The organism is Nocardioides sp. CF8, from assembly GCF_000389985.1.
In the GTDB taxonomy this organism is placed as follows: domain Bacteria; phylum Actinomycetota; class Actinomycetes; order Propionibacteriales; family Nocardioidaceae; genus Nocardioides; species Nocardioides allogilvus.
Map to the genome: position 1 here is coordinate 756,448 of NZ_CM001852.1, position 26,393 is coordinate 782,840.

General features: G+C 70.9%; 26 protein-coding genes, 1 pseudogene and 1 riboswitch. Of the genes and pseudogenes, 18 read left to right on the forward strand and 9 right to left on the reverse strand.

Annotated elements, in window-relative coordinates; all coding sequences use genetic code 11:
- The first annotated feature begins 92 nt into the window (after window positions 1-92).
- Window positions 93-2,054 (forward strand): thioredoxin domain-containing protein, encoded by a 1,962-nt coding sequence (locus CF8_RS03720; RefSeq protein ID WP_010831801.1) that lies wholly within the window; start codon window positions 93-95, stop codon window positions 2,052-2,054.
- Window positions 2,055-2,088: 34 nt separating this feature from the next.
- Window positions 2,089-3,018 carry a DUF1353 domain-containing protein gene (locus CF8_RS03725; RefSeq protein WP_010831802.1) on the forward strand — a complete coding sequence of 310 codons (930 nt, stop codon included), beginning with the start codon at window positions 2,089-2,091 and terminating at the stop codon, window positions 3,016-3,018.
- Between the two features lie 16 nt (window positions 3,019-3,034).
- Here the strand turns inward: CF8_RS03725 and trhA are convergent, their stop codons facing one another.
- From trhA to CF8_RS20645, 3 genes are read right to left on the reverse strand one after another with little or no spacing between them, the layout of a single operon-like run.
- The gene (trhA, locus tag CF8_RS03730; RefSeq protein ID WP_010831803.1) at window positions 3,035-3,757 is read right to left on the reverse strand and encodes a PAQR family membrane homeostasis protein TrhA; all 723 of its coding nucleotides are present in this window, start codon (window positions 3,755-3,757) and stop codon (window positions 3,035-3,037) included.
- Between the two features lie 51 nt (window positions 3,758-3,808).
- Window positions 3,809-4,300, reverse strand: coding sequence for a DUF421 domain-containing protein (locus CF8_RS03735; protein WP_051204104.1), 492 nt, complete (start codon window positions 4,298-4,300; stop codon window positions 3,809-3,811).
- The gene (locus CF8_RS20645) at window positions 4,300-4,836 is read right to left on the reverse strand and encodes a hypothetical protein (RefSeq protein ID WP_051204105.1); all 537 of its coding nucleotides are present in this window, start codon (window positions 4,834-4,836) and stop codon (window positions 4,300-4,302) included. The genes CF8_RS03735 and CF8_RS20645 overlap by 1 nt, the downstream gene beginning before the upstream one ends.
- Window positions 4,837-4,869: 33 nt before the next feature.
- On the opposite strand from CF8_RS20645, the gene CF8_RS03745 reads away from it, so the two are divergent.
- The 3 genes from CF8_RS03745 to CF8_RS03755 all read left to right on the forward strand — a co-directional run bounded on the left by CF8_RS03745 (window position 4,870) and on the right by CF8_RS03755 (window position 8,189).
- A complete protein-coding gene (locus CF8_RS03745; protein WP_036490121.1) occupies window positions 4,870-5,649 on the forward strand; it encodes an isoprenyl transferase in 780 nt (259 codons plus the stop codon).
- A 311-nt stretch (window positions 5,650-5,960) separates the two neighbouring features.
- Window positions 5,961-7,274 (forward strand): PhoH family protein, encoded by a 1,314-nt coding sequence (locus tag CF8_RS03750; protein ID WP_010831806.1) that lies wholly within the window; start codon window positions 5,961-5,963, stop codon window positions 7,272-7,274.
- A 258-nt stretch (window positions 7,275-7,532) separates the two neighbouring features.
- A complete protein-coding gene (locus tag CF8_RS03755) occupies window positions 7,533-8,189 on the forward strand; it encodes a hypothetical protein (protein ID WP_010831807.1) in 657 nt (218 codons plus the stop codon).
- Between the two features lie 144 nt (window positions 8,190-8,333).
- Here the strand turns inward: CF8_RS03755 and CF8_RS20650 are convergent, their stop codons facing one another.
- Both CF8_RS20650 and CF8_RS03765 read right to left on the reverse strand, forming a co-directional pair.
- Window positions 8,334-9,038: a class I SAM-dependent methyltransferase gene (locus tag CF8_RS20650; protein WP_010831808.1), complete on the reverse strand. Its 705-nt coding sequence runs from the start codon at window positions 9,036-9,038 to the stop codon at window positions 8,334-8,336.
- The gene (locus CF8_RS03765) at window positions 9,035-10,405 is read right to left on the reverse strand and encodes a class II fumarate hydratase (protein WP_010831809.1); all 1,371 of its coding nucleotides are present in this window, start codon (window positions 10,403-10,405) and stop codon (window positions 9,035-9,037) included. Before CF8_RS03765 ends, CF8_RS20650 begins: the two co-directional genes overlap by 4 nt.
- Window positions 10,406-10,978: 573 nt before the next feature.
- Here CF8_RS03765 and CF8_RS22300 point away from each other — a divergent pair.
- Window positions 10,979-11,371: a hypothetical protein gene (locus CF8_RS22300; RefSeq protein WP_198016942.1), complete on the forward strand. Its 393-nt coding sequence runs from the start codon at window positions 10,979-10,981 to the stop codon at window positions 11,369-11,371.
- 7 nt (window positions 11,372-11,378) lie between these two features.
- On the opposite strand, the gene CF8_RS03775 is transcribed toward CF8_RS22300, so the two are convergent.
- The gene (locus CF8_RS03775) at window positions 11,379-12,059 is read right to left on the reverse strand and encodes a spermidine synthase (protein WP_036492098.1); all 681 of its coding nucleotides are present in this window, start codon (window positions 12,057-12,059) and stop codon (window positions 11,379-11,381) included.
- Between the two features lie 145 nt (window positions 12,060-12,204).
- Here CF8_RS03775 and CF8_RS03780 point away from each other — a divergent pair, with 145 nt between their 5' ends.
- Entirely contained in the window at window positions 12,205-13,965 is a 1,761-nt protein-coding gene (locus CF8_RS03780) for an AMP-binding protein (RefSeq protein WP_010831812.1), read from the forward strand.
- Window positions 13,966-14,032: 67 nt separating this feature from the next.
- On the opposite strand, the gene CF8_RS03785 is transcribed toward CF8_RS03780, so the two are convergent.
- A complete protein-coding gene (locus CF8_RS03785; protein WP_036490124.1) occupies window positions 14,033-14,332 on the reverse strand; it encodes a TFIIB-type zinc ribbon-containing protein in 300 nt (99 codons plus the stop codon).
- 170 nt (window positions 14,333-14,502) lie between these two features.
- On the opposite strand from CF8_RS03785, the gene CF8_RS03790 reads away from it, so the two are divergent.
- Window positions 14,503-14,964 (forward strand): DoxX family protein, encoded by a 462-nt coding sequence (locus CF8_RS03790; RefSeq protein WP_010831814.1) that lies wholly within the window; start codon window positions 14,503-14,505, stop codon window positions 14,962-14,964.
- 23 nt (window positions 14,965-14,987) lie between these two features.
- Here the strand turns inward: CF8_RS03790 and CF8_RS03795 are convergent, their stop codons facing one another.
- Window positions 14,988-16,691, reverse strand: coding sequence for a fumarate hydratase (locus CF8_RS03795; RefSeq protein ID WP_036490125.1), 1,704 nt, complete (start codon window positions 16,689-16,691; stop codon window positions 14,988-14,990).
- A 72-nt stretch (window positions 16,692-16,763) separates the two neighbouring features.
- Window positions 16,764-16,874, forward strand: a riboswitch (TPP riboswitch).
- Here CF8_RS03795 and thiE point away from each other — a divergent pair.
- From thiE to CF8_RS03845, 10 genes are all read left to right on the forward strand, one after another.
- Window positions 16,866-17,471: a thiamine phosphate synthase gene (thiE, locus tag CF8_RS03800; RefSeq protein ID WP_010831816.1), complete on the forward strand. Its 606-nt coding sequence runs from the start codon at window positions 16,866-16,868 to the stop codon at window positions 17,469-17,471. Its footprint overlaps the riboswitch before it by 9 nt.
- Window positions 17,471-18,484, forward strand: coding sequence for an FAD-dependent oxidoreductase (locus CF8_RS03805; protein ID WP_010831817.1), 1,014 nt, complete (start codon window positions 17,471-17,473; stop codon window positions 18,482-18,484). The genes thiE and CF8_RS03805 overlap by 1 nt, the downstream gene beginning before the upstream one ends.
- A complete protein-coding gene (gene thiS, locus CF8_RS03810; RefSeq protein WP_036490128.1) occupies window positions 18,478-18,666 on the forward strand; it encodes a sulfur carrier protein ThiS in 189 nt (62 codons plus the stop codon). Before CF8_RS03805 ends, thiS begins: the two co-directional genes overlap by 7 nt.
- Window positions 18,663-19,427 carry a thiazole synthase gene (locus tag CF8_RS03815; RefSeq protein WP_010831818.1) on the forward strand — a complete coding sequence of 255 codons (765 nt, stop codon included), beginning with the start codon at window positions 18,663-18,665 and terminating at the stop codon, window positions 19,425-19,427. The genes thiS and CF8_RS03815 overlap by 4 nt, the downstream gene beginning before the upstream one ends.
- On the forward strand, window positions 19,424-19,984 hold the full coding sequence (locus CF8_RS03820) for a thiamine phosphate synthase (RefSeq protein WP_010831819.1): 561 nt from the start codon (window positions 19,424-19,426) through the stop codon (window positions 19,982-19,984). The genes CF8_RS03815 and CF8_RS03820 overlap by 4 nt, the downstream gene beginning before the upstream one ends.
- The gene (gene thiD, locus CF8_RS03825; protein ID WP_010831820.1) at window positions 19,981-20,844 is read left to right on the forward strand and encodes a bifunctional hydroxymethylpyrimidine kinase/phosphomethylpyrimidine kinase; all 864 of its coding nucleotides are present in this window, start codon (window positions 19,981-19,983) and stop codon (window positions 20,842-20,844) included. The genes CF8_RS03820 and thiD overlap by 4 nt, the downstream gene beginning before the upstream one ends.
- Entirely contained in the window at window positions 20,841-22,520 is a 1,680-nt protein-coding gene (gene thiC / locus CF8_RS03830) for a phosphomethylpyrimidine synthase ThiC (protein ID WP_010831821.1), read from the forward strand. The genes thiD and thiC overlap by 4 nt, the downstream gene beginning before the upstream one ends.
- Before the next feature lie 63 nt (window positions 22,521-22,583).
- Entirely contained in the window at window positions 22,584-23,651 is a 1,068-nt protein-coding gene (locus tag CF8_RS03835) for an NAD(P)-binding domain-containing protein (RefSeq protein WP_010831822.1), read from the forward strand.
- Window positions 23,652-23,689: 38 nt separating this feature from the next.
- Window positions 23,690-24,325: a DUF1707 SHOCT-like domain-containing protein gene (locus tag CF8_RS03840; protein ID WP_010831823.1), complete on the forward strand. Its 636-nt coding sequence runs from the start codon at window positions 23,690-23,692 to the stop codon at window positions 24,323-24,325.
- A gap of 99 nt (window positions 24,326-24,424) precedes the next feature.
- On the forward strand, window positions 24,425-25,756 hold the full coding sequence (locus tag CF8_RS03845) for a choice-of-anchor B family protein (protein WP_010831824.1): 1,332 nt from the start codon (window positions 24,425-24,427) through the stop codon (window positions 25,754-25,756).
- A 71-nt stretch (window positions 25,757-25,827) separates the two neighbouring features.
- Here CF8_RS03845 and CF8_RS22305 read toward each other — a convergent pair.
- Window positions 25,828-26,393, reverse strand: a pseudogene (locus CF8_RS22305) (ABC transporter ATP-binding protein); the annotation flags it as partial.

Consider the following 26,393-nt stretch of genomic DNA (forward strand, 5'->3'; position numbering starts at 1 on the left):
CCGCACTACACCACTATCGGGGACTCAACTTTGAGGAGGCGCGTCAGCGCCGTCACGAAACCCCGCACCCCCAGCGTGGCAGTCTTGGGGGCATGCCGAATCGTCTGGCGGCCGCGACATCGCCGTACCTCCTCCAACATGCCTCCAATCCAGTCGACTGGTGGGAGTGGAGCCCGGAGGCGTTCGAGGAGGCGCGTCGCCGCAACGTGCCGATCCTGCTGAGCGTCGGCTACGCCGCCTGCCACTGGTGCCACGTGATGGCGCACGAGTCCTTCGAGGACCAGGCGACGGCCGACTACCTCAACGAGCACTACGTCAGCATCAAGGTCGACCGGGAGGAACGACCCGACGTCGACGCGATCTACATGCAGGCGACCACCGCCATGACCGGCCACGGCGGCTGGCCGATGACGTGCGTGCTCGACCACGAGGGCAGCCCGTTCTTCGCGGGGACCTACTTCCCGCCGCAGCCGCGGCACGGCCAGCCCGCCTTCAGCCAGGTCCTGCAGGGGCTCAGCGAGGCGTGGGTCGACCGCGGCCACGACGTCGCGCGGGTCGCGGCCAACCTGCGCGAGCACCTGAACCAGCAGGCTGCTCTCGTCGCCGGGTCGGTCGACCGCGAGGTCCTCGACAAGGCCGTCACCCGGCTCAGGACCGAGTTCGACACCGCCAACGGCGGCTTCGGTGGAGCGCCGAAGTTCCCGCCGTCGATGGTCCTGGAGTTCCTGGTGCGACACGGCTCCAGCGACGCCCTGGCGATGGTGGACGCCACCCTGGAGGCGATGGCCCGTGGCGGCATCCACGACCAGCTCGGCGGCGGCTTCGCGCGCTATGCCGTCGACGCCGGGTGGGTGGTGCCGCACTTCGAGAAGATGCTCTACGACAACGCCCTGCTGCTTCGCGTCTGCGCGGATCGTCGTACGCCGATGGCCGCCTGGGCAGGGGAGGGGATCGCCGACTTCCTGCTCCGCGAGCTGCGCACCGACGAGGGCGGATTCGCCTCCGCGCTCGACGCGGACAGTGAGGGAGTCGAGGGGAAGTTCTACGCCTGGACGCCGGCCCAGCTGGTCGAGGTGCTCGGGGCAGAGGACGGCGCCTGGGCCGCCGAGGTGTTCACGGTGACCGAGACCGGCACCTTCGAGCACGGCGCCTCGACGCTGCAGCTGCTGCGCGACCCCGACGACCTCGACCGCTGGATCGACGTCCGCGCCCGGCTGCTGGCCGCCCGCGCCGAGCGCGTTCGTCCCGAGCGCGACGACAAGGTGGTGGCCGCCTGGAACGGGCTCGCCATCAGCGGGCTGACACGACTGGCGGCCTGGCTGGACGAGCAGCGCTACCTCGACGCCGCCGTCGCCGCGGGCGAGCTGCTGATGGAGGTCCACGTGGTCGACGGCCGGCTTCGACGGGTCTCGCGCGACGGCGTGGTGGGGACGCCGGCAGGCGTGCTGGAGGACTACGGCGCCGTCGCCGCCGGCTTCCTGGACCTGCTGCAGGCCACCGGAGATCCTCGCTGGCTGCGGGCTGCCACGTCTCTCCTCGACACCGCGCTCGAGCACTTCCGCGCCGACGACGGCGGGTTCTTCGACACCGCCGACGACGCGGAACAGCTGGTCGCGCGCCCGCGCGATCCGAGCGACAACGCCTCCCCGAGCGGGCTCTCCGCGCTCCTCCACGCGCTGGTCGCCTCCTCCGCGGTGACCGGCGACCTGCGGCACCGCGAGGCAGCGGAGGGCGCGCTGGCGACGGTGCACGCGCTCGCCGTACGCACTCCGAGGTTCGCCGGTTGGTCCCTCGCCGCGGCCGCCGCCATGCTCGACGGTCCACACGAGATCGCGGTCGTCGGGCCGGCCGGCGCCCCTCGCGACATGCTGGCGAGCGTCGCTCGCGCCCACCCGACCGCGGTGGTCGTGGTCGCGGACGGGCCCGACGAGGAGATCCCGCTGCTCGCCGGTCGCGGACCGGTCGACGGCAACCCTGCGGCGTACGTCTGCCGGCACCACGTCTGCGCGGCTCCCGTCACCGAGGTGGAGGCGCTGCGAGACGCGCTCGGCTAGCTCCGTTGTCGGTCATCGGTGCCAGAGTGTTCGCATGCGACTCGGGACCGCGATGACGACGAAGACAGTGCAGACCCAGCCACGCCGTTTCTACGACGGCGGGGTGCTGGCGATCGGTGACCGGATCGGGTTGCCACCCGACCCCGACGCCGATCCCCGGATCGTGCTGGAGCGACACCTGGAGGCCGACCTCGAGATCTTCAGCCTGGAGCGGCGCATCGCCTACCGCGACCGGCACCTCGGGGAGATCCTGGTGCCGGCGTCGCCCGAGTTCCGCACCGACCTGACCTCCACACCCGCCCTGTTCACGTGGCTGGTGCCGAAGACCGGCGCCCACCTGCCGGCGGCGCTGGTGCACGACGCCCTGGTCGCGGGTGGGGGCGGCGACCCGTCCTACACCTCGACACAGGGCCACGACATCGATCGCGTCGAGGCGGACCGGGTGTTCCGCGACGCCATGGCCGACACCGGCACCGGCATCGTGCGGCGCTGGATCGTCTGGGCGGCCGTCGCGGCCGCGACGATCTTCGTGAAGGGCGGACTGCCCTGGTCACCAGTGGCCCGCTGGGCCCACCGCGTCGGAGCAGGCGCGTCGCTGGCGGTGATCATCTACCTCGGCTACTGCGCGACCGGCGACCTCGTCGACCAGCGCTGGCCGCTGAGCCTGCCGCTGCCGTGGATGGGGGAGCGGGTGTGGTGGCTGGAGGTCGTCGGCGGGCTCGTCGGCGCGATCGTCATCCCGCTGGCGCTGAGCCTGCTGTGGGGCCGCTTCCTGCGGGCCGGGGTGATCAGCTGCGTGATGCTGGCCGTGCTGCTCCACGTGACCGTGGGCCTGGCCGCGATCTCGCTGACCTACCTCGCGCTCGAGTGGCTCGCCCGCCGGGCGCCGTTGCTGGCGCGGCTGCTCGCGGTGGTGGTCGCGGTGTCCGCGATCGTGCTGTTCGTGTGGCTGAGCCTCGGGTGAACCTCGGCTGCGGCGATCAGCGCAGGGAGTAGGTCGCCAGCGAGACGCCGACGTAGTGGGTCACGAAGGCCAGGATGGTGAAGGTGTGGAAGACCTCGTGGAAGCCGAACCATTGCGGCCACGGGTTGGGTCGCTTGGTGCCGTAGACGACCCCGCCGATCGTGTAGAGCGCGCCGCCGGCGGCGACGAGGGCGATCACGGCGGTGCCCATGGTGGCGCCGTAGCGAGCGCTGGCGCCGCTGACGAAGTCACCGAAGAAGAAGACCGGGGCCCAGCCGAGCGCCATGTAGATGGGGGCCGAGAGCCAGCGCGGTGCGCCCTTCCAGAAGACCTTCATGAACACGCCGGAGATCGCGCCGCCCCAGACGATCGCGAGCAACACCCAGCGGTCGCTGCCGTCGAGCAGCAGCAGCCCGAACGGCGTGCAGGACCCGGCGATCAGCAAGAAGATGTTGGAGTGGTCGAAGCGTTTGAGCCGCGAGTGCACGGTGGGTGACCAGGTGCCGCGGTGATAGACGGCCGAAACCGTGAACAGCACGATCGCGGTCGCGGCGAAGACGCCCGAACCGATGCGGGTGGTGGCGTCGGGGGAGAGCACGACAAGCACGATCCCCGCGGCCAGGGCCAGCGGGGCGGTGCCGAGGTGCAGCCAGCCCCGCAGACGAGGCTTGACGTCGGCAATGACCTCTTCGACGCGCTCGGAGAGCTCGTCGAACCGGTCGCGCAGGATGTCGTTCATGCACCCAACTTACGACAGGGTAGGTAGTGAGTCACGTCAACGGGACTGACCTCACGTGACGTCGTGGTCCGGCGCGCCGTCCTCGTCCTCGTCGTCGGCGTCCTCGTCACGGGTGAAGAACGAGAAGGCTCCGTCGGTCTCCAGCACGCACAGCTCGATGTCGCTCAGCCGCCGGATGCCCCGCTGGCGAGCGGCCTCGTGGATGTCATCGATGGTCATCCGCTCGCCGCGCAGCGTCTCGAGCAGGGGCTCGCCGTCGCGGACCACGATGCGTGGCCGACCGGCCAGCCAGGGACGGAAGCCCGGCACGTGCAGACCGATGGTGTTCAGTGCCAGGCCGGCCAGGGTGAACGTCGCCACCGCGATCAGCGCAGCGGTCACGGAGTAGTCCTCTTGCACGATGCCCTGGCTCACGAGGTCGCCCACGGTGATGAGCAGGATCATGTCGAAGGCGGAGAGCTGGGCGACCTCGCGCTTGCCGCCCACCCGGACGACGACCCACAGGAAGGCGAAGATCACGAGTGACCTGATCAAGATGTCCATCAGGGCATCCTCCAGACGGTGAACGACGCGCCGACGACCGGTTGGTCGTCGACCAGCACGCTGAGGCCGCAGTCGTCGATCGCGCCGAACCGACCGGGTGCGACGCGTGCGTCCAGGCTGATCTCGAGCACGTCGCCGGTGGGCGGTGGGTCGAACTCGTAGATCACCCAGGGCGGCTGGCTGGTCTCGGCCGCGGGGTTGGGATACCAGTTCTGGAAGTCGAGGTCGTCGAAGAGCTCGTCGCACAGGCGCAGCTGGACTGTGTCGCCGAGACCGCCCAGCGCTTCCACAGTGATGTGGAGGGGGGCCGGTTGCCCGGCGCGGGTCACCTGCGGGAACTGGACGCGGAGCTCGTAGCCGTCGGCCTCGGCGGACGTCTCCCCGGTTCGGGGACCGAGGAGGTCGAGACCCGCCAGGACCACGATGAGGAGCAGGAAACCGGCGCCGGCTCGTCTGGCCCAGACGGCGCGCCTCCCGGGGGGTGTCGTCCACAGCTCGGAGGTGGTCTCGTCCTGCGGTGTCGTCTCGCCTGTCACCTCGCCACCATATGGCCCGGCTACCATCGGCGGGTGGCGAAATTGAGGGATGCAGTACGTCGGGTGCTCTACCCGGCCTACGAGCACCGCGTGGTGAAGTTCCTGCCTGCCGACCGCATCCCCCAGCACATCGGCGTGATGCTCGACGGCAACCGGCGCTGGGCCAAGGCCGTCGGCCTCGACACGGCCGGGGGCTACCAGGCCGGCGCCGACAACATCTTCCCGCTCCTCGGCTGGTGCGAGGAGGTCGGCGTCAAGGTCGTCACCTTGTGGCTGCTGTCCAGCGACAACCTCACGAACCGGCCTCCGGAGCAGATGGCGGGGCTGCTCGGCATCATCGAGGGCGCCGTCGAGTCGCTGGCCGCCCAGCGCAAGTGGCGCATCCACCCGGTCGGTGCGCTCGACCTGTTGCCCGCCGGCACCGCCGAGAAGCTCAAGGCCGCCGAGGACGCCACCCGCGACATCGACGGCATCCTGGTCAACATCGCCGTCGGCTACGGCGGTCGCCGCGAGATCGCCGACGCGGTCCGCTCGCTGCTGCAGGAGCACGCCGCCCGCGGCACCACCCTCGAGGAGCTCGCCGTCGTCATCGACGTCGAGCACATCGCCGACCACCTCTACACCAAGGGCCAGCCAGACCCCGACCTCGTCATCCGCACCTCCGGCGAGCAGCGGCTCGGCGGCTTCCTGCTCTGGCAGAGCGCCCACTCGGAGTTCTACTTCTGCGAGGCGCTGTGGCCCGACTTCCGCCGGGTCGACTTCCTGCGCGCGATCCGTGCGTACGCCGAGCGCGAGCGCCGCTTCGGCTCCTGATCACCTGTCCGGGTGAGGCGCGCCCAGCGCCGTACGACGTCACGAGCCGTTCACCCCGCGTTCTGGCGTGTCGCTGGGGAATGGCTTGCGGGCGGGCGTAGTTTTTCAGGTATCGGCGGGTGGGGAAGCCTGCTGTATCGGAGGCCAGTTCGTGAGTAGTCGCGACTCAACGCAGCACATCGGCTCACCGCCGCACCGGGTGACGTCGTGCTCGTGGAGAGGCCGGCACTCCGGCCTTCTGTCCCCCCGATCCGAGTGGTGAGCTCGGGCGGGCGAGAGTGTGCGCGCCGTCCGGTGAGGGGTAGTCCACAGTGGCCTCCAACGCTACGAAGAACCGCACCTATGTCCTCGACACCAGCGTCCTGCTGGCCGACCCCGGCGCCCTGAAGAGGTTCGCCGAGCACGAAGTCGTGCTGCCGGTCGTCGTCATCACCGAGCTCGAGGGCAAACGGCACCACCCCGAGCTGGGCTTCTTCGCCCGATCGGCCCTGCGGATGCTCGACGAGCTGCGTGTCGAGCACGGTCGTCTCGACGCGCCGGTCCCGGTCGGTGACGAGGGCGGCACGGTCCGCGTCGAGCTCAACCACACCGACTCCGCCTCGCTCCCGTCGGGCTTCCGGCTGGGCGACAACGACACCCGGATCCTGGCGGTGGCTCGCAACCTCGCCAACGAGGGACACGAGGTCACGCTCGTGTCCAAGGACCTGCCGCTGCGGATCAAGGCTTCGGCGGTGGGTCTCGATGCCCAGGAATACCGCGCCGAGGCGATCAGCGACTCCGACACCGGCTACACCGGCATGTCCGAGCTCGATGTGACCTCCGGAGAGCTCGACGAGCTCTACGAGGACGGCGTGCTCGACCTGGAGGCAGCGCGCGACCTGCCGTGCCACAACGGCCTGGTCCTGCTCTCCGACCGGGGCACGGCCCTGGGTCGCATCGGCCCCGACAAGCAGGTGCACCTCGTGCGCGGTGACCGGGAGGCCTTCGGCATCCACGGCCGCTCCGCCGAGCAGCGGATCGCCCTCGAGATGCTGCTCGACCCCGAGGTCGGCATCGTCTCGCTCGGCGGTCGCGCCGGCACCGGCAAGTCCGCGCTCGCGCTATGTGCCGGGCTCGAAGCGGTGATGGAGCGTCGCCAGCACAAGAAGGTCGTCGTGTTCCGTCCGCTGTTCGCCGTCGGCGGCCAGGAGCTCGGCTACCTCCCCGGCTCGGAGTCGGAGAAGATGAGCCCCTGGGGACAGGCGGTCTTCGACACGCTCGGCGCGCTCACCACGCCCGAGGTGATCGACGAGGTGATGGACCGCGGCATGCTCGAGGTGCTGCCGCTGACCCACATCCGCGGCCGCTCGCTGCACGACGCGTTCGTGATCGTCGACGAGGCCCAGTCGCTGGAGCGCAACGTCCTGCTGACCGTGCTCTCGCGGATCGGCGCCAACTCCAAGGTCGTGCTGACCCACGACGTCGCACAGCGCGACAACCTCCGGGTCGGTCGCCACGACGGCATCGTGGCGGTGATCGACAAGCTCAAGGGCCACCCGCTCTTCGCGCACGTCACGCTGACCCGCTCGGAGCGTTCGCAGATAGCGGCGCTGGTGACCGAGATGCTGGAGAACGTCCACCTGTGATCTGTGCCGCCCCGCCCGGGACTGTTCCGGGCGGGGCGGTCCGACCAGATGAGGCCACGGTGACTTGTGTGACTCCTGGGGCGAATGAGGCCTGATTCTTTTCGCGTTCGGTTTGCGTGCCCCTGATTCGTCCTGCATGGTTACCGAGATCGTTTTGTGACATTTCCGCGTCAGCCCCCCGCCTCGGCGATGTCATCTCTCGGGAGCGGTCATTGCTCTGCGCAATGCCATCCGTCGTCGACCCGTGAGACATCCCCTGTGACGAAGCCTGACAAGTACGTCCCCAAGCACCTCGCTCCCGGCAAGCACAAGGCACTCAGGACCGCCCCCCAGCGGGCGCTGCGCAACTCGGTCGTCCTCACCGGTGTCGCCGCCGTGGCCACCGGACTCGTCGTCTCCAACGGTGTGCTCAGCACGCCGGCAGGTACGGCGACCAGCGACCTCGCAGCGGCGGCGGTCAAGGGCACCGGGTCGGTGCAGGCTGCCGACACGCTCGAGCGCCGCGAGGCCAGCGGGCCGGTGTCCCGCTCCGATCGCCGCGGCAGCACCGACGCCCGCAAGGTCGCCGCGCTCTCGGCCGGCAACGGCCCGGCGATCACCCGCACCGAGGACCTCTCGACCGGCGACCCGCGCGACATCGCGCGTGCCCTGCTGCCGGAGTTCGGCTTCGACGCGTCGCAGTTCGACTGCCTGGACTCGCTCTACATGAGCGAGTCGGGCTGGCGCATCGACGCCGACAACCCGACCTCGTCGGCCTACGGCATCCCGCAGGCGCTCACCCAGCTCCACGAGCTGCCCGCCGACTACATGACCTCGGCGGAGTCACAGATCCGCTGGGGCCTGGGCTACATCCAGGACACCTACGGCACCCCGTGCAACGCCTGGTCGTTCAAGGCCGGCAACAACTGGTACTGAAGCCCGCGCTGACTGACGAGCAGCAGCGCCCGCGCCGCGGCTGAGGCACTTCTGTTTCAACTGCAGGCAGTTCGCGTGGACGTATGAGCGACTGAGCGTGAGCCTTGTCCGTGCCAGCGCGAACTGCCTTCAAGTGGTGCAGGGTCAGCGGGCCTCGAACACCGTGACGTGGCCGGCGTACTCCCGCTCGCCCTCGAAGGGCGGCAGCACCAGGCCCTCGTCGAACGAGTCGAGATAGGCCTGGGCGGCGGCGTGGTCACCGAAGACGGCGCGCGTCTCGAGGTCGTGGCGGCGGACGTCGCCGAAGCGGCGACCGAGGACGAACTCGCCCGTCTCGCTGCTGAACTGGGTGATCGCGGGCTTGCCGCCGGCCGCACGCAGCAGGTCGGCGATGTGGTCGTTGCCGTTGGTGACGGCCACGAACGTGCCGCCCGGTCGCAGCACCCGGCGGACCTCGTTGAGGGCGCGGTCGAGGTCGCGGACGTGGTAGAGCATCCAGCCGGCGTAGACGACGTCGAAGGACGCGTCGTCGAACGGCAGGTAGCAGATGTCGGCCTGGCGGGCATCGACACCACGCGCGGCGGTGAGCTCGACGAAGCGCTCGGAGAAGTCGGTCGCGACCAGCGTGACGCCCGGCAGCGCGTTGATCCGCTCGGCCATGGCGCCGGTGCCGCAGCCGACCTCGAGGACGTCGGCGTCGCCGACGAGCGCGCGGTCGATCGCGTTGAGCGCCTCGTTGACCGGGTCGAGCCCCTCGGCGGTGGGCTGCCAGACTGAGCGACGGGTCTCGAGGTTGTCCTCGGAGGCGTACTGCTCGCGGACGTAGTCCGGATCGTTCATCTGGCTCATGGTCGAGTCATCCGTTCCACGTCGAGGGCTGCGTCGAGCTGCTGCTCGGTGAGGTCGCCGCGATCGACGTACCCCATCGCGAGGACCGTATCCCGGATCGTGGCTCCGTCCTTCAATGCCTGCTTCGCCACCTTGGCGGCCTCCTCGTAGCCGAGGTGCTTGTTCAGCGGGGTGACGACGCTCGGGGAGGACTCGGCGTAGGCGCGCATGCGGTCGGCGTCGGCGGTGATGCCGTCGATGCAGCGCCCGGCGAGCAGTGTGGTGGAGGTCGACAGGAGCCGGATCGACTCGAGCAGGTTGCGGGCGATCACCGGCATCTGCACGTTGAGCTCGAAGTTGCCGCTCGCCCCCGCCCACGCCACGGCCGCGTCGTTGCCGACCACCTGGGCGCAGACCATCAGCGTCGCCTCGGGCAGCACGGGGTTGACCTTGCCCGGCATGATGCTCGAGCCCGGCTGGAGGTCGGGCAGGTGGATCTCGGCGAGCCCGGTCGTCGGGCCGGAGGAGAGCCAGCGCAGGTCGTTGCAGATCTTGGTGAGGCCGACTGCGATGGTCCGCAGCACGCCGGACAGCTCGACGAGCGAGTCGCGGGTGCCCTGCGCCTCGAAGTGGTTGCGCGCCTCGGTGAACTCCTGCCCGGTGTCGGCGGACAGCGCGGAGATCACGGCCGCCGCGAAGCCGGGAGGGGTGTTGATGCCGGTGCCGACGGCGGTGCCGCCCAGGGGCAGCTCACGCACGCGGGGGAGTACGGCGCCGAGCCGCTCGGCGGCGTACGACACCGTTGCGGCGTAGCCGCCGAACTCCTGACCGAGCATGACCGGGGTCGCGTCCATCAGGTGGGTGCGCCCGGCCTTGACCAGCCCGGCGAACTCCTCGGCCTTCGCCGACAACGACGCCTCGAGGGTCGCCAGCGCGGGCAGCAGGTCCTCGACGACCGCGAGGGTGGCGGCGACGTGGATCGCGGTGGGGAAGGTGTCGTTGGAGGACTGCGAGGCGTTGACGTGGTCGTTGGGATGGACGTCGCCGGCGAGCGAGGCGAGGACCTCGTTCATGTTCATGTTGGAGCTGGTGCCCGACCCGGTCTGGAAGACGTCGAGCGGGAAGGCGTCGAGGTGCTCGCCGGCCGCGACCCCGCTCGCGGCGCCGGCGATGGCGGCGCCCTGCTCGGCGGTGATGACGCCCAGGTCGGCGTTGACACCTGCCGCCGCGCCCTTCACCAGCGCGAGCGCCCGGACCAAGCGCGGCTCGAGGACGGTCCCGCTGATCGGGAAGTTTTCGATCGCCCGCTGCGTCTGGGCCCGCCACAGTGCGTCGGCCGGGACCTCGATGTCGCCGAGGGAGTCGTGTTCGGTGCGCGTCTTGCTCATGGCACCGACGCTACTCCCGACGTCAGCCGACCGAATGACGCTCAGCCGATGCGACCCGCCGGCCACCCTTGCGAGCGGCGCAGGGGATGCGTCGCCATGGTCAAGCAGGGCACAGCCGGGGCAGGGCTGGCGCCTGGGTTGAGGCAGTCGACGGGTCGCATGCGGTAGTGCTCCCACGGTTTCACTCGACGCACAGGCGGGGAGGCCTGGAGGTCAGGTGCAGCACGCCGAGGGTTGTTGGGGGGATGTGCTTGCCACCACTGTGACGAGTCCTCTTGACGGGTGTCAAGGGTTCCGGGGCGCCAGGGTCGAACATCCCCCACCTGGCCTACGCTGTTGATCATGACCCCCACGGCCGCGACGGTGCGACGCACCCGCGAGCAGAAGGTCGACGCGCGACGCGACCAGCTCGCGGAGTCGGCACTCGTGACGCTCGGTGAGCGGGGCTAAGCCAGGACCTCCCTGCGGGAGATCGCCCAGAACTCGCCCTTCTCCCACGGCGTCCTGCACTACTACTTCGAGAACAAGTTCGAGCTGATCACCTACTGCGTGCGCTACTACAAGGCGCAGTGCGTGACTCGCTACGACGAGCTCGTGGCCACCTCGACGACGCCCGACGAGCTGCGCCTGCGCTTCGCCGACAAGCTCGTCGAGACGCTCACCGACGAGTCGCACATGCACCGGCTCTGGTACGACCTGCGCACGCAGGCAATGTTCGAGGAGGCGCTGCGTGAGGCAGTGCTGGAGATCGACCAGTCCCTCGAGCTGATGGTGTGGCAGGTCGTCGCGCGCTTCGCCGAGCTGTCCGGTGCCACCCCGCTGCTCGACTCCGCCACGACGTACGCCCTGCTCGACGGCGTCTTCGAGCGGGCCCTCCTCGAGCACCTCACCGGCACGGGCACCGCGCTGCCGACGCTGCACGACCGGGCCTACAGCCTGCTGCCGTCCTTGATCTCGGACAGCTGACCTCGTCCTAGCGGCGAGCCACGTAGAGGTAGTAGGTCTCCGGGCGGTCCTGGAGCAGCACGTCATGCGGCTGCTCGTCGACCTCGTCGAAGACGGCGCGCATCGCGCTGTGCAGCTCCGGAGCCGCCGCGGCCGACCAGATCACGAGGGCGCCCTCGGGGTTGAGCAGGTCACGACACCGGGCGAGGAAGGGCTCCTCGTAGACGCGGACGTTGTCCTCGTGGACGAGGTAGCCCGGGCCGTTGTCGACGTCGAGCAGGATCAGGTCGTACGTCGACCGCGCCTCGGCTATCGCCATCAGGATGTCGGCATTGACGATCCTGACCCGCTGGTCGGCGAGGATGGCCGGTCCGTGCGGGACGGTGCCGTCACGCATCCACCCGACGAGAACCTCCTCGATCTCCACGACCATCACCCGCTCCACGCGCGGGTCGGCCAGGACGTGCCGGGTGGTGAAGCCCAGTCCGAGCCCGCCCACCACGACGTCGCGCGGTCGCGGCACGACGTCCAGGGCTGCGGCGGCGAGCTCGATCTCGGTGCCGGTCTCCTGGGTGTCCATCACGAAGACGCCGTTGACCCGCAGCTCGATCACGTCGGCCGCGAGCGCGGACCTGTGCCGCCGCAGCACCACCTCACCGCGCGGGGTCTCCGCCCGCGCGATCTCCACGATGTCGCCCTCGCTGCGCATGCCGTCCATCCAAACACCGTCGCCCGGGGATGTGGGTCGCCGGGCGTCCGAGGGGTGGTCGCAACGGTGAGAACACGTGGAACACCTCGCTCGCAGGTGTGACGGAGATTACGCTCGCGCCAGTCCAGCATCCCGAGGAGATCCCATGAGCACCCCCGTCACCGTCTGCGCGGCCTTCCAGCAGACAGCCCTCATCGACCCGGACGCCGTCGCGATCCGCACCGTGGGCGACACGGTCACCATCACCTGGCGCGACTACGCCGCCCGCGTCCGGAGCATCGCGGCCGGCCTGTCGGCGATCGGGCTCGGGCGCGGCGACACCGTTGCCATCATGCTCACCAACCGGCCCGAGTTCGCCCTGGTCGACTGTGGCGCGATGCACCTCGGCGCGATCGCCTTCTCGGTCTACAACACCTCGTCCCCCGAGCAGCTGAACTACCTGTTCGACAACGCCGATGCCACGGTGGTCGTGACCGAGACCGCCTTCCTCCCCACCGTGCTCGCGTCCGGCATCGAGTTCGAGCACGTGGTCGTCGTCGACGGCAAGCCGGAGGGCGCGACCCTCTCGCTCGAGGAGCTCGAGGCGCAGGGCAGCACCGAGTTCGACTTCGAGGCCGCATGGCAGGCCGTGCAGCCCGAGGACATCCTGACCCTGATCTACACGTCAGGCACGACCGGACCGCCCAAGGGCGTCCAGCTCTCGCACCACAACATCATCGCGCTCTCGGACTCCGCGATGCAGGTCGTGGACGTGAAGTTCGGCGACCGGATCACCTCGTTCCTGCCGTCGGCCCACATCGCGGACCGCGCCTCCGCGCAGTACTTCCAGGCCCTGCGCGGAGTCCAGGTCACCCATGTCGCCGACCCGCGCACGGTCGCGGCTGCCCTGCCCGACTGCAAGCCGACGATCTGGTTCGCCGTCCCGCGGGTGTGGGAGAAGATCAAGATGGGTGTCGAGGCCAAGATGGCCGCAGAGACCAGCCCGGTCAAGAAGGCGCTGGGTGGCTGGGCGATGGGGCTGGCCGCCAAGAACGGTCAGGCGAAGCTCGCCGGCAAGAGCCTGGGCCCGCTCGACGCCCTCCAGCTCGGGCTCGCCGACAAGCTGGTGCTGGGCAAGGTCCGAGACGCCCTCGGCATGGGCGAGCTCAAGTGGGCCTGGTCCGGCGCCGCCGCGATCGCCCCCGAGACGCTGACCTTCTTCATGGGCCTCAACCTCAACGTGTGCGAGCTCTGGGGGATGTCGGAGATGGCGGGCGCCGGGACGGTCAACCCGCCCGGCAAGGTCAAGGTCGGCACCGTCGGCCCCGCGCTCCCCGGGACCGAGATCAAGCTGGCCGACGACGGCGAGATCCTGTTCCGCGGTCCCGGCAACATGCTCGGCTACCGCAAGGAGCCGGAGAAGACCCGGGAGTGCATCGACGCCGAGGGCTGGCTCCACACCGGCGACGTGGGCACGATCGACGCCGACGGCTACGTCACGATCACCGACCGCAAGAAGGAGATCATCATCAATGCGGCCGGCAAGAACATGTCGCCGTCCAACATCGAGAACACCCTCAAGGTGACCACGCCGCTCGCGGCGACGATCACGGTGATCGGGGACGCCAAGCCCTACAACGTGGCGCTGGTGACGCTCGACCCCGACGCGGCCGCGGCGTACGCCGAGAAGGCGGGAGTCGCCGCCGACCCGGCCACCCTGGCCAAGGACGCCGGTCTCGTGGCGGCGATCCAGGCCGGCTTCGACGCGGGCAACGCCAAGCTGTCGCGCGTCGAGCAGGTCAAGAAGTTCACCGTCCTCGGCGAGTACTGGCTGCCCGGCAGCGAGGTCCTCACCCCGACCCTGAAGCTGCGCCGCAAGCCGATCTCGCAGAAGTACGCCGAGGCGATCGAGGAGCTCTACTCCTAGCCCCACGTCGGACCTCCCGGCGGACGTCCGACGACCCGGTCGCCGGATCGTCGGACGTCGAGCGGGGTCAGTCGAAGATCTCGCTGAGCCAGCTCTCCTTCTTCTTGCGATAGGGCTGCTGGCTCGCCTGGGCATAGCGCTGGTCCTGCTGCATGCGGCGCTGGTCGCGTTCATGCTCGTACGACGACGGCGCCGGTGCGGCAGGAGCCGCCGGGGCCGCGGGCGCGGGCTGGGTGACTGAGCGTTCGATGATCTTGTCGAGCTCGCCGCGATCGAGCCACACGCCACGGCACTCGGGGCAGTAGTCGATCTCGATCCCGCCGCGCTCGCTCATGGTCAGGGTGTTTCCGTCGGTGGGGCACTTCATCAGTTGTCCTCCTGGGGTTCCCCAGTCCAACGGCCGGCCCCGGGGCATCGTTCCGCGACCTCGGCCGGGCGGGGGAGGGGCGTCCGCGGATTTGGATACGGCGACGCCCCTGCCGTTATGGTTGAAACATCAACCATTGCGGTGAACCACGCCGTACGAAAGGAACTCACATGCTTCTCGGAAACAACCTTCCCGCCCCGGTGCGCGACGTCGCCCTCCTCCTGGCCCGCGTCGTGCTCGGCACCGTCTTCATCGCCCACGGCTGGCAGAAGTTCAACGAGTTCGGCCTCGCCGGCACCGGGGAGGCCTTCGAGGCGATGGGCGTGCCGGTCCCGCAGGCGGCGGCCGTGTTCGCCGCGACCGTCGAGCTCGTCGGGGGCGCGCTCCTCCTGCTCGGCCTGCTGACCCCGCTCGCCGCTGCGTTCCTCGTGATCGACATGCTCGGAGCGTTCGTGACGGTGCACCGCTCGGCCGGTGTGTTCGTGACCGCCAACGGCTGGGAGCTCGTCGCTGCGCTGGGCGCCGGCGCGCTGCTCATCGGCGCGGTCGGTCCCGGGCGCTACGCCCTGGACGCGCTGCTGACGCGCGGTGGCGTGACGGAGCGGGCCGAGGCGGAGACCGTCTCCCGCTGATCGATGTCTCGGGGGTCCTCGTCCTACTCCGCGGAGCGGACGCGGATCCCCGAGATCGGCACGTTGACCGCACCGGACGGGTCGGTGAAGAAGTCGTTGCCCTTGTCGTCGACGACGATGAAGGCCGGGAAGTCCTCGACCTCGATCTTCCAGACGGCCTCCATGCCGAGCTCCTCGTACTCCAGCACCGACACCGAGGTGATGCAGTCCTGGGCGAGGCGGGCGGCGGGGCCGCCGATGGAGCCGAGGTAGAACCCGCCGTGCGAGCCGCACGCCTCGGTGACCTGCTTCGAGCGGTTGCCCTTGGCGAGCATCACCTTCGAGCCACCCGCGGCCTGGAACTGCTCGACGTACGAATCCATCCGTCCGGCCGTGGTCGGGCCGAACGACCCCGACGCCATGCCGGTCGGCGTCTTGGCCGGGCCGGCGTAGTAGACCGGGTGGTCGCGCAGGTAGGACGGCATCTCCTCGCCCGCGTCGAGGCGCTCCTTGATCTTGGCGTGCGCGATGTCGCGCGCGACGACGAGCGGGCCGGTCAGCGAGAGCCGCGTCTTGACGGGGTGCTTGCTGAGCTCGGCCAGGATCTCGTCCATCGGCTGGTTCAGGTCGATCTTCACGACCTCGCCGGAGGCGATCTCCTCCGAGACTCCCGCGGAAGGCATGTAGTGGGCGGGGTCGGTCTCGAGCTGCTCGAGGAAGACGCCCTCCGCCGTGATCTTGCCGAGCGCCTGCCGGTCGGCCGAGCAGGAGACGGCGATCGCGACGGGCAGCGAGGCGCCGTGGCGGGGGAGGCGGACGACGCGCACGTCGTGGCAGAAGTACTTCCCGCCGAACTGCGCGCCGATGCCGAAGGACTGAGTCAGCTTGAAGACCTCCTCCTCGAGCTCGAGGTCCCTGAAGCCATGAGCCGCCATCGAGCCCGCGGTGGGCAGGTCGTCGAGGTAGTGCGCCGAGGCGTACTTCGCGGTCTTCAGCGCATATTCCGCGCTCGTGCCGCCGATGACGACGGCGAGGTGGTACGGCGGGCACGCGGCCGTGCCGAGGGAGCGGATCTTCTCGTCGAGGAAGGCCAGCATCCGCTCGGGGTTGAGGATCGCCTTGGTCTCCTGGAAGAGGAACGACTTGTTGGCCGAGCCGCCGCCCTTGGCCATGAAGAGGAACTTGTACTCCGGCCCCTTCGGACCCTGCTCCATCGAGTAGAGCTCGACCTGCGCCGGCAGGTTGGTGCCGGTGTTCTTCTCCTCGTAGGTCGTCAGCGGCGACAGCTGGGAGTAGCGCAGGTTGAGCTTCGTGTAGGCGTCCTTGACGCCGGCGCTGATCGCCTCGGCGTCGTTGATGCCGGTGAGCACGCCCTCGGACTTCTTGCCCATCACGATCGCGGTGCCGGTGTCCTGGCACATCGGCAGCACGCCGCCGGCGGAGATGTTGACGTTCTTGAGCAGGTCGAGCGCGACGAAGCGGTCGTTGCCGCTGGACTCCGGGTCGTCGATGATCTTGCGGAGCTGCGCGAGGTGCGCGGGGCGCAGGTAGTGGCTGATGTCGTGCATCGCCTCGGCGGTGAGCCGCCGGATCGCCTCCGGGTCGACCTTGAGGAACGTCTGTCCTTCGGCCTCGAACGTGGACACGCCCTCGGTCGTGACCAGCCTGTACGGCGTCTCGTCGGTGCCGTTCGATCCGTGGGTCGGCAGCAGGTCGGCGTAGGGGGTTTCAGCGTCGCTCACGGGCACTGAGACTACGCCGCCCCGAGGTCGAGGCGGCACGCAGCCCGATCGGCGAGCAGTCGACTCTGCTAGCGTCGGACACGTCCCCACGGGAGCTCGCGGCAGCGGGCTGAGAGGGAGCTGAATTCCGCTCCGACCGTTACACCTGATCCGGGTAATGCCGGCGAAGGAAGCGATCCGATGCTGTCCCGTTCCTCCCTGCCCCGCATTTTCGCGCTGGTCTCTGCAGCCGACGACCTCGACCTGCTCGAGGGCCTCGCCGCCGCTGGTGTCACTGGCTTCCAGGTCCGCGACAAGGACGCCACCACGCGCGAGCTGGTCGAGCTGACCCGGCTGGTGCTCGCCGCCGTGCGTCCGGCCGGCGCGACGGTCGTCGTCGACGACCGGCTCGACGTCGCGCTCGCCACCGGCGCCGACGGCGTGCACCTCGGGGCCGACGACCTGGCCGTCGCCGACGCCCGCCGACTCGCGCCCGATCTCCTGATCGGGGCGACCTGTCGCGACCGCGGCGCCATCGAGCGGGCCGCCGCCGACGGCGCCAGCTATGCCGGCTTCGGCCCGGTCTTCGCCACCACCTCGAAGGCCGGACTGCCGGCCCCCCTGGGTCCCGACGCGATCAGGAGTGTCACGGGGGCACTTCCACTGGTCGCGATCGGTGGGGTCGACGCCGTGGGTGCCCGGGCTGCGCGAGCAGCGGGTGCCCACGGCGTCGCCGTGATCGGCTCGATCTGGCGACATCACGATCCCTTGGCAGCCGCGAAGGAGCTCGTGACGGCGGTCGGCTGATGCGTGTGCACGTCCTGGGGGCCGGCATCGTCGGGCTCGCCTGCGCCGTCGAGCTCGTCGAGCGCGGCCACGACGTCACGGTCGTCGACCGGGCCCCCGGCTCGGGCGCCAGCCACGCCGCGGCGGGCATGCTCTCGCCGGCGGGCGAGGCTTGGCACGGCGAGTCCGCCCTGCACGCCCTGGCCGTCGCCTCCGCGGGGTTGTGGTCGCCGTACGCCGCTGGGCTGGGCGTGCCCCTGCACGACTCCGGCACGCTGCTGGTCGGCATCGACGCCGGTGACCGCCAGGAGGTCGAGCGCCAGGCCGAGCTCCTCGCCACCCACGGCGAGCAGGTCGAGGTGCTCGACGGCCGCGCGGCCCGGGCCCTCGAGCCGTCCCTCGGTCGCGTCACTGCCGCCGCGGTGCTGGCGCACGACCGCGCGGTCGACCCCCGCGCCGTCGTCGCGGCGCTGCTCGCCGCGCTCGGGCCGCGGGTGGTCGCGCAGCGCCCCATCGTCGGCCCCGATGCGACGGTGATCGCCACCGGCGCGCGGTTGCCGGCGCCGTACGCGCACCTGGTGCGGGGCGTGCGCGGTGAGATCCTGCGGCTGCGCGGCGACGTCGGCCTGACGCGCGTGCTGCGCGGCTGGGTGCGCGGCGAGCCGGTCTATCTCGTGCCGCGCGCCGACGGGGAGTTGGTCGTCGGCGCCACGTCCGAGGAGCACGACGGTCCGCCGGTGGTCACCGCCGGTGGCGTACGGCGCCTGCTGGATGCCGCGACGGAGCTGGTGCCGGGCCTCGACCGGGCCGAGCTGTGCGAGGCGCTCGCCCGCGACCGGCCGGGGACACCGGACAACCGGCCGCTCGTCGGCCCGACGGGCGACGACGGGATCTTCCTGGCGGCCGGCCACTTCCGCCACGGCGTGCTGCTCGCGCCGCTGACTGCGCGGCTGCTCGCCGACGCGGTCGAGGGCGCCGCGCCCGACCCCCTGCTCGACCCCCGCCGCTTCTCACTCCTGGAGGACAGATGCTGATCACCGTCAACGGGTCGGCCGTCGAGACCGCCGCCCACACCGTCGCCCTGCTGCTGGGCGACCTGCCGCCCGGCCACGCGGTTGCCGTGAACGACGAGGTCGTGCCGCGCTCGGCGCACCTCACCCATCCCGTCACCGAGGGCGACCGGGTCGAGGTCGTCGAGGCGGTGGCCGGCGGATGAGCGACCTCGTGATCGCGGGGGAGACGCTGGCGTCCCGGCTCTTCCTCGGCACCGGCGGGCTGCCGCGGCCCGACCTCGTGCGTCCCGTGCTCGAGGCTGCGCGACCGTCGTTGGTCACCGTCAGCATGCGGCGGACCTCGACCAGCGCACCGGGCGGACTGCTGGGCATCCTGCGCGACGTCGGCGCCCGCGTGCTGCCCAACACCGCCGGCTGCCTGTCGGCCGGGGAGGCGGTCCACACCGCCCGGCTGGCGCGCGAGGCGCTCGGCACCACCTGGGTCAAGCTCGAGGTGATCGGCGACGAGCGCACCCTGATGCCCGACGGGCTCGAGCTGCTCGAGGCGGCGACGACGCTCGTGGCCGAGGGCTTCGTCGTGCTGCCCTACGCGCCTGCCGACCCGGTCCTGGCGCGGCGCCTCGTCGACGTCGGGTGCGCCGCGGTGATGCCGCTGGGCTCGCCGATCGGCTCCGGCCTCGGAGTGCTCGATCCGCACGCGATCGAGGCCGTGGTGGCCGCTGTCGACGTGCCGGTCGTGCTCGACGCCGGCATCGGCACCGCCTCCGATGCAGCCCTCGCCATGGAGCTCGGCTGCGCGGCCGTCCTCGCCGCGAGCGCCGTCACCCGCGCCGAGGACCCCGTCGCGATGGCGCTCGCGCTGCGCCTCGCCGTCGAGGCCGGCACGGCTGCCCGTCGGGCCGGCCGCATCCCGCGCCGAGCGGCCGCGAGGTCGGCGAGCCCGCTGGTGGGGAGGGTCTCGTGATCCCGCGCCTGGTGCTGCTGACCGACCGCTCCCAGCTCACGCTCGGGCGGGGCCTGATCCGGACCGTCCGCGAGTGCGCCGCGGCCGGGCTCGAGTGGGTCGTGGTCCGCGAGCACGACCTGCCACCGCCGGCCCGCGCCGCTCTCGTCGCCGAGCTGGCGACCATCGAGGGCCTCACGGTGATCTCGTCGCGGATCGCCGACGACTCCGCACACGGCCTCCACCTCGCCGCCGACCAGCCGGTGCCGCGCGAGAGCCTGTGGGGAAGGTCCTGCCACAGCCACGACGAAGTCAGCCGCGCGGCGGACCAGGGTGCCTCGTGGGCCACGCTGTCGCCGTACGCCGCCAGCGGGAGCAAGCCCGGGTCGCGGACCCTCCTCGCGGCCGGCGACCTCGTCGACCACCCGGTCCCGGTGCTGGCCCTGAGCGGGATCGGCCCGCACAACGCGGCTGCCGCCGTCGCGGCCGGCGCCCACGGTGTCGCGGTGATGGGTGCGGTGATGCGCGCCGCCGAGCCTGCCGCCGTCGTCGCCGACCTGCGGGCGGTGCTGCGATGACGACGCCGCCCGTGGTCCTCACGATCGCCGGCACCGACTCCGGGGGAGCGGCCGGCATCGCGGCCGACCTTGCCACGATCGGACACCTCGGGTGTCACGGCGCCTGCGTCGTCACGGCCGTCACCGCGCAGAACACCGGTGGGGTGCACGCCGTGCACAGGGTGCCGATCCAGGTGGTCGACGCCCAGATCAGCGCCGTGCTCGACGACCTTCCGGTGACGGCCGTGAAGACGGGCATGCTCGGCACGCCGGCCGTGGTCGCGCTCGTCGCGGACCGGCTCGGCCATCTGCCGCTGGTCGTCGACCCGGTGCTGGTCGCGACCAGCGGGGCGGTCCTCGGCGACCGGTCCGTGGTGGAGGCCTACGTCGACCGGCTGTTGCCGCGCGCCCTGGTTGCGACCCCCAACCTCGACGAGGCCCGCGCCCTCACCGGCCGCGACGACCCGCCGTCCGACCTCGCCGCCCGGCTGGCCGACCTCGGCTGCGCGGTCGTGCTGACAGGTGGGCCCGAGTGGCGGCCGGGCCAGACGGCGGCGACCTGCACCGACTGGGTGTGCCTGCCCGGCGGACGGCCGGAGGCGCTCGCCCATCCCGCCGTCCCGACGACCGCCGACCACGGCACGGGGTGCACCTTCGCAAGCGCTCTGGCAGCCCTGCTCGCGGAGACACGCGGACATTGCCCCCACCCGGACGCAGGCTCCCCGCCTGTGGACCTCACCGCCGACGTACTGGTGTCCGCGTGTCTCCGCGCCGCGGCCTACGTCACCACCCAGCTCACCACCAGCAGCACCTGGCAGCTCGGCCGCGGACGCGGCCCGATCGCCCACACGCAAGCCCACCCCGAAGGAGAAACAAGATGACCGTCCACGACGCCCACACCCGCATGACCACCGGCGAGCTCGGCGTGCCGTTCACCCGCGTCGCGCTGACCAACGGCGAGACGTTCGACCGCTACTGCACCGAGGGCCCCGGCTCTGACCCGGAGGTCGGGCTGGCGCCGCTGCGCGAGGAGTGGATCATCGCCCGCGACGACACCGAGGACTACGACGGCCGCGAGACCCAGCTGCTCGACGACGGCCGCTCGGCGCTGCGCCGCGGCGCGGCTGCCGACCAGTGGCGCGGCATCGCGCGCCGCCCGCGCAAGGGCACCAACATCACCCAGATGCACTACGCCCGTGCGGGCGTGATCACCCGGGAGATGGAGTACGTCGCCGTGCGGGAGGGTTGCGACGTCGAGCTCGTGCGCAGCGAGGTCGCCGCCGGCCGCGCGATCATCCCCGCCAACGTCAACCACCCGGAGGCGGAGCCGATGATCATCGGCAAGCGCTTCCTGGTGAAGGTCAACGCCAACATCGGCAACAGCGCGGTCACCAGCTCCATCGCCGAGGAGGTCGACAAGCTGACGTGGGCGGTGACCTGGGGCGCCGACACGGTGATGGACCTGTCGACGGGCGAGGACATCCACACCACGCGCGAGTGGATCATGCGCAACTCCCCGGTCCCGATCGGCACGGTGCCGATCTACCAGGCCCTCGAGAAGGTCAACGGCGAGGCCGACCGGCTCACGTGGGAGATCTTCCGCGACACCGTCATCGAGCAGTGCGAGCAGGGCGTCGACTACATGACGATCCACGCCGGCGTGCTGCTGCGCTACGTCCCGATGACCGCCGACCGGATCACCGGCATCGTGTCGCGCGGCGGCTCGATCATGGCCGGCTGGTGCCTGGCCCACCACGAGGAGAACTTCCTCTACACGCACTTCGACGAGCTGTGCGAGATCTTCAAGCAGTACGACGTCAGCTTCAGCCTCGGCGACGGGCTGCGACCCGGCTGCACCGCGGACGCCAACGACGAGGCGCAGTTCTCCGAGCTGCGCACGCTGGCCGAGCTGACCGCACGGGCCTGGGAGCACGACGTGCAGGTGATGGTCGAGGGTCCCGGGCACGTGCCGCTCAACCTGGTCGAGGAGAACGTCGTCCTGCAGCAGGACTGGTGCCACGGCGCGCCGTTCTACACGCTCGGCCCGCTCGCGACCGACATCGCGCCCGGCTACGACCACATCACCAGCGCCATCGGCGCTGCCACGATCGCCATGCACGGCACCGCGATGCTCTGCTACGTCACGCCCAAGGAGCACCTCGGCCTGCCCGACCGCGACGACGTCAAGACCGGGGTGATCACCTACAAGCTCTCCGCGCACGCTGCCGACATCGCCAAGGGCCACCCGCGTGCCCGGGACTGGGACGACGCCTTGTCGAAGGCACGCTTCGAGTTCCGCTGGCGCGACCAGTTCGCGCTCTCGCTCGACCCGCACACCGCGGAGGCGTTCCACGACGAGACGCTGCCGGCCGACAACGCCAAGACGGCGCACTTCTGCTCGATGTGCGGGCCGAAGTTCTGCTCGATGAAGATCAGCCAGGACGTGCGCGAGCGCTTCGGCTCGACCCTGACGCCCGAGGTCGGGATGAAGGAGAAGTCGGCGGAGTTCGTCGAGCTGGGCGGCACTGTCTACGTGGAGCCGCAGCCGCGGGCATAGCGGAGGCGGGCGCGGCGTTGACCGGGTGTGCCCGTCCACGCCGCTCCCGTCCACGACTCCCTGGTGCATGACGCCCTGGTGATCGGCGCCGGCCAGGCCGGGCTGTCGGCGTCGCGCCACCTCAAGCTGAGGGGGATCGAGCACCTCGTGCTCGACGCCAACGAGGCACCCGGCGGCGCGTGGCAGCACCGCTGGGACTCGCTGGGGATGGACGACGTGCACGGCGTGGCCGACCTGCCCGACGCCGAGGCGCCCGGGCGATCGGCCGAGGCCGCCAACGCCATCGTGCCGGCCTACTTCGCCGACTACGAGCGCCGCTTCGCGCTCCCGGTCGTGCGGCCGGTGAGCGTCGAGGCCGTCACCAGCGAGGACGACCTGCTGGTCGTGCACGCGGGCGAGCGCACGTGGCGCTCGCGCACCCTGGTCAACGCGACGGGCACGTGGACGAAGCCCTTCGTCCCGCACTACCCCGGGATCGACCTGTTCGCCGGCGAGCAGCTCCACACCGCCGACTACCCGGGCCCCGCCCACTTCACCGGCAAGCGGGTGCTCGTCGTGGGCGGGGGCGCGAGCGCCGTGCAGTTCCTCGGCGAGCTCGCGCCGCTCGCGCAGACCCTGTGGGTCACCAGGCGCGAGCCGGTCTGGCGCTCCGACGACTTCGACCCCGAGGCCGGGCTCGAGGCGGTGACCGCGGTCGCCGATCGCGTCCGTCGGGGCCTGCCCCCGGCCAGCGTCGTCAGCGTGACCGGCTTGGCGCTGCGCCCGCAGGAGCGGGTCGCGGAGGCGCTCGGTGCCTACCAGCGCCGCCCGATGTTCTCCCGGATCGAGCGCGAGGGGGTGCGCTGGGCCGACGGGTCGTTCGAGCCCGTCGACGTGATCCTGTGGGCCACCGGGTTCCGCCCGGCCGTCGGCCACCTCGCGCCGCTGCGGCTGCGCTCGCGCCAGGGCGGCATCCAGCTCGAGGTCGGCGGGGCGGTGCAGAACGCCGTCACGGCTGTGCGCGACCCCCGCGTCCAGCTCGTCGGCTACGGCCCCTCGGCCAGCACGATCGGCGCCAACCGGGCAGGGCGGGCGGCCGCGATCGCCGTACGGCGCTGGCTGCTCGCGACCGACGACGACCTCTCCGCATGATCCTCCCGCGGTTGGCAGCCCTCGCCTAGGGTGAGGCCATGGGGGAGATGGAGAGGCCGGATCCGGCCCAGCTGCGAATCTCGGACGCCGATCGACACCGCGTGGCCGAGGTGCTGCGCCGCGCTGCGGGGGAGGGGCGCCTCGATCTCGACGAGCTCGACGAACGGCTCGAGCAGACCTTCGCTGCCAAGACCGATGCCGACCTGGTGCCGATCACGATCGACCTGCACCAGCCGGCCCCCGGGGCCCACGCACCGGTGCCGCGACCGGCGGCCGGCCTCCCGGCGGCGCCGGGCCACGCCAGCTCGCTGGCCATCATGGGCGACTGCAAGCGGCGCGGCGCGTGGCAGGTGCCGGCCCACCACTCGGCCTTCGCGCTGATGGGCAGCGTCCTCATCGACCTGCGGCAGGCGACGCTGTCGAGCCATGACACGACCATCAACGCCAGCGCGGTCATGGGCGAGGTGAAGGTGGTCGTCCCGGCCCACTTCAACGTGGTCATGGACGGCACGCCGATCATGGGCGACTACGGCCACGGCCGCGACAAGGTGCCGGCCGACATCGGCCCGGAGTCCCCGACGATCCGGCTCAAGGGCATCTCGTTGATGGGCAGCGTCAGCGTCACCCGGCTGCCACCGCCCGGGACACCGAAGAAGATCATCGGCACCTACTGACCCGAACGACCCGAGATCCTCCCGTCACGCGCCTGTTGCGGTGGATGGCTTCCTGTGCTGGGGTGACCCACGACACATTCATCCCACAAGGAGTGACGCATGTCGAAGAATCTCGGGACCGCGAGGCTGCTCCTCGCACTGGCTGCGGCGCTGTTGGCGCTGCTGCTCGGATCGATCCCCGTCCTGGCCCACGACGGGGACCACGAGGGGGAGGGCAAGGACGAGGTCGGCGAGGTCGACCCCGACTTCCCGACCACAGCACTGACGGGCGACCAGCGAGGACCGGGCGCAGCCTGCGTCGACGGGCGAGCCGGCTACTTCCCCTGCGAGAACGTCAACCTGTCGAGCTACCTGCCGATGGCCGACATCGGTGGCGGTCGCGGCTCGGACGTCTGGGGCTGGACCGATCCGGCGACCGAGCGGCGCTACGTCATCGCGGGGCGTGACAACGGCACCGCCTTCGTCGACGTGACCAACGAGCGTCGGCCCGTCTACCTCGGCAACCTGCCCACCTCGGGCATCAACAACGTGATCTGGCGCGACATCAAGGTGCACGGCAACCACGCGTTCATCGTCGCCGAGGCGCGCGAGCACGGCATGCAGGTCTTCGACCTGCGCCAGCTGCGCTCGGTCGACCCGGCCGCCGCACCGGTCACGTTCAACGAGACCGCGCACTACTCCGGCTTCCTCCGGGCCCACAACATCGTGATGAACGAGGAGACCGGCTTCGCCTATGCCGTCGGCGCCCGCGAGGACACCCGAGGGTGCGCAGGTGGCCTGCACATGATCGACGTGCGTACGCCGACCGCGCCGGTGTTCGCCGGCTGCGTCGGCGAGGACGGCTACGTCCACGACGCGCAGTGCGTGGTCTACGACGGGCCGGACACCCGCTACACCGGCCGGGAGATCTGCTTCAACTCCAACGAGGACACCCTCACCATCGTCGACGTCACCGACAAGGCGGCGCCCCGCCAGCTCTCGCGCGTCGGCTACAGCACCGCGGCCTACAGCCACCAAGGCTGGTTGACCGAGGACGGACGTCACTTCCTGATGGGCGACGAGCTCGACGAGCTGCGCAGCGGTGTCGGCACGACCACCCTGGTGTGGGACGTCGCCGACCTCGAGGCGCCCCGCCAGTTCTCCCGCTTCGTCAACGACACGACCTCGATCGACCACAACCTCTACGTCAAGGGGTCGCACGTGTTCCAGTCCAACTACCGGTCGGGGCTGCGCGTCCTCTCGGCCGCAGACGTGGCGAACGGCAACCTGAGCGAGGTCGGCTTCTTCGACACCTGGCCGGAGGACGACGACACGGCGTTCAGCCACGGCACGTGGAGCAACTACCCGTTCTTCGACAACGGGCTCGTGATCGTGCACGGCTACGACGGGCTCTTCATGCTGCGCCCGACCGGCGCGGCGATGCGTTCCTGACCCACCCGCCCGGTCACACGTGACAACGGCGCCGGTCCCCGTCGGGGGGCCGGCGCCGTTCGTCGTGCAGGTCAGGCGCGGGGCTCGGAGTCGGCCGAGTGGACCTCCTCGCCCTGGTCGGCCATCTGCTCCGCCTCCTGCGCGGCGCGCGGGTCCTCCCGCTCGGGGATGCGCCCGGCCCGCGACTCGTCGACGGTGAGGTTCTCACCCGTCGAGGGGTCGAAGAGGTGCATCTTGGAGGCGTCGACGTAGATCTCGGCCTCGTCGCCCGCGGCGATCTGGCTGGTGCCGTCGAGCGAGACCACCAGCTGGGTGCGCAGCGACTCACCGTCGAGGTCGCGCTCGAGCTGGGCCAGCTGTGCCTGGACCTCGGGCGGCGCTTCGAACGGGATGTAGGCGTAGGCCTCGTTGCCCAGCCACTCCACGACGTCGACCTTCGTGCGGAAGGTCTTGCCCGTCGTGTCGGAGGTGACCACCGACGCGTCCTCGAAGTGCTCGGGCCGGATGCCGGCGATGAGCAGCCCCCGCCCCTTGGCCCGCTCGGCCTTCTCGGCGGGGATCTCCACCGAGCCGAACGGCAGCTTGACGGTGTTGCCCTCCACCTCGGCCGGCACGAAGTTCATCGGCGGGGGGGCGA

Excerpts from the sequence above, each read along its gene's own strand:
- trhA (WP_010831803.1), bottom strand. The coding sequence starts at position 3,757 with ATGAACGACATCCTGCGCGACCGGTTCGACGAGCTCTCCGAGCGCGTC.
- CF8_RS03790 (WP_010831814.1), top strand. The coding sequence starts at position 14,503 with ATGCTTCTCGGAAACAACCTTCCCGCCCCGGTGCGCGACGTCGCCCTC.
- thiE (WP_010831816.1), top strand. The coding sequence starts at position 16,866 with ATGCTGTCCCGTTCCTCCCTGCCCCGCATTTTCGCGCTGGTCTCTGCA.
- CF8_RS03785 (WP_036490124.1), bottom strand. The coding sequence starts at position 14,332 with ATGAAGTGCCCCACCGACGGAAACACCCTGACCATGAGCGAGCGCGGC.
- thiC (WP_010831821.1), top strand. The coding sequence starts at position 20,841 with ATGACCGTCCACGACGCCCACACCCGCATGACCACCGGCGAGCTCGGC.
- CF8_RS03805 (WP_010831817.1), top strand. The coding sequence starts at position 17,471 with ATGCGTGTGCACGTCCTGGGGGCCGGCATCGTCGGGCTCGCCTGCGCC.
- thiD (WP_010831820.1), top strand. The coding sequence starts at position 19,981 with ATGACGACGCCGCCCGTGGTCCTCACGATCGCCGGCACCGACTCCGGG.
- CF8_RS03720 (WP_010831801.1), top strand. The coding sequence starts at position 93 with ATGCCGAATCGTCTGGCGGCCGCGACATCGCCGTACCTCCTCCAACAT.
- CF8_RS20650 (WP_010831808.1), bottom strand. The coding sequence starts at position 9,038 with ATGAGCCAGATGAACGATCCGGACTACGTCCGCGAGCAGTACGCCTCC.
- CF8_RS03775 (WP_036492098.1), bottom strand. The coding sequence starts at position 12,059 with ATGCGCAGCGAGGGCGACATCGTGGAGATCGCGCGGGCGGAGACCCCG.
- CF8_RS03735 (WP_051204104.1), bottom strand. The coding sequence starts at position 4,300 with ATGGACATCTTGATCAGGTCACTCGTGATCTTCGCCTTCCTGTGGGTC.
- CF8_RS03725 (WP_010831802.1), top strand. The coding sequence starts at position 2,089 with ATGCGACTCGGGACCGCGATGACGACGAAGACAGTGCAGACCCAGCCA.
- thiS (WP_036490128.1), top strand. The coding sequence starts at position 18,478 with ATGCTGATCACCGTCAACGGGTCGGCCGTCGAGACCGCCGCCCACACC.
- CF8_RS03815 (WP_010831818.1), top strand. The coding sequence starts at position 18,663 with ATGAGCGACCTCGTGATCGCGGGGGAGACGCTGGCGTCCCGGCTCTTC.
- CF8_RS03780 (WP_010831812.1), top strand. The coding sequence starts at position 12,205 with ATGAGCACCCCCGTCACCGTCTGCGCGGCCTTCCAGCAGACAGCCCTC.
- CF8_RS03845 (WP_010831824.1), top strand. The coding sequence starts at position 24,425 with ATGTCGAAGAATCTCGGGACCGCGAGGCTGCTCCTCGCACTGGCTGCG.
- CF8_RS03840 (WP_010831823.1), top strand. The coding sequence starts at position 23,690 with ATGGGGGAGATGGAGAGGCCGGATCCGGCCCAGCTGCGAATCTCGGAC.
- CF8_RS03765 (WP_010831809.1), bottom strand. The coding sequence starts at position 10,405 with ATGAGCAAGACGCGCACCGAACACGACTCCCTCGGCGACATCGAGGTC.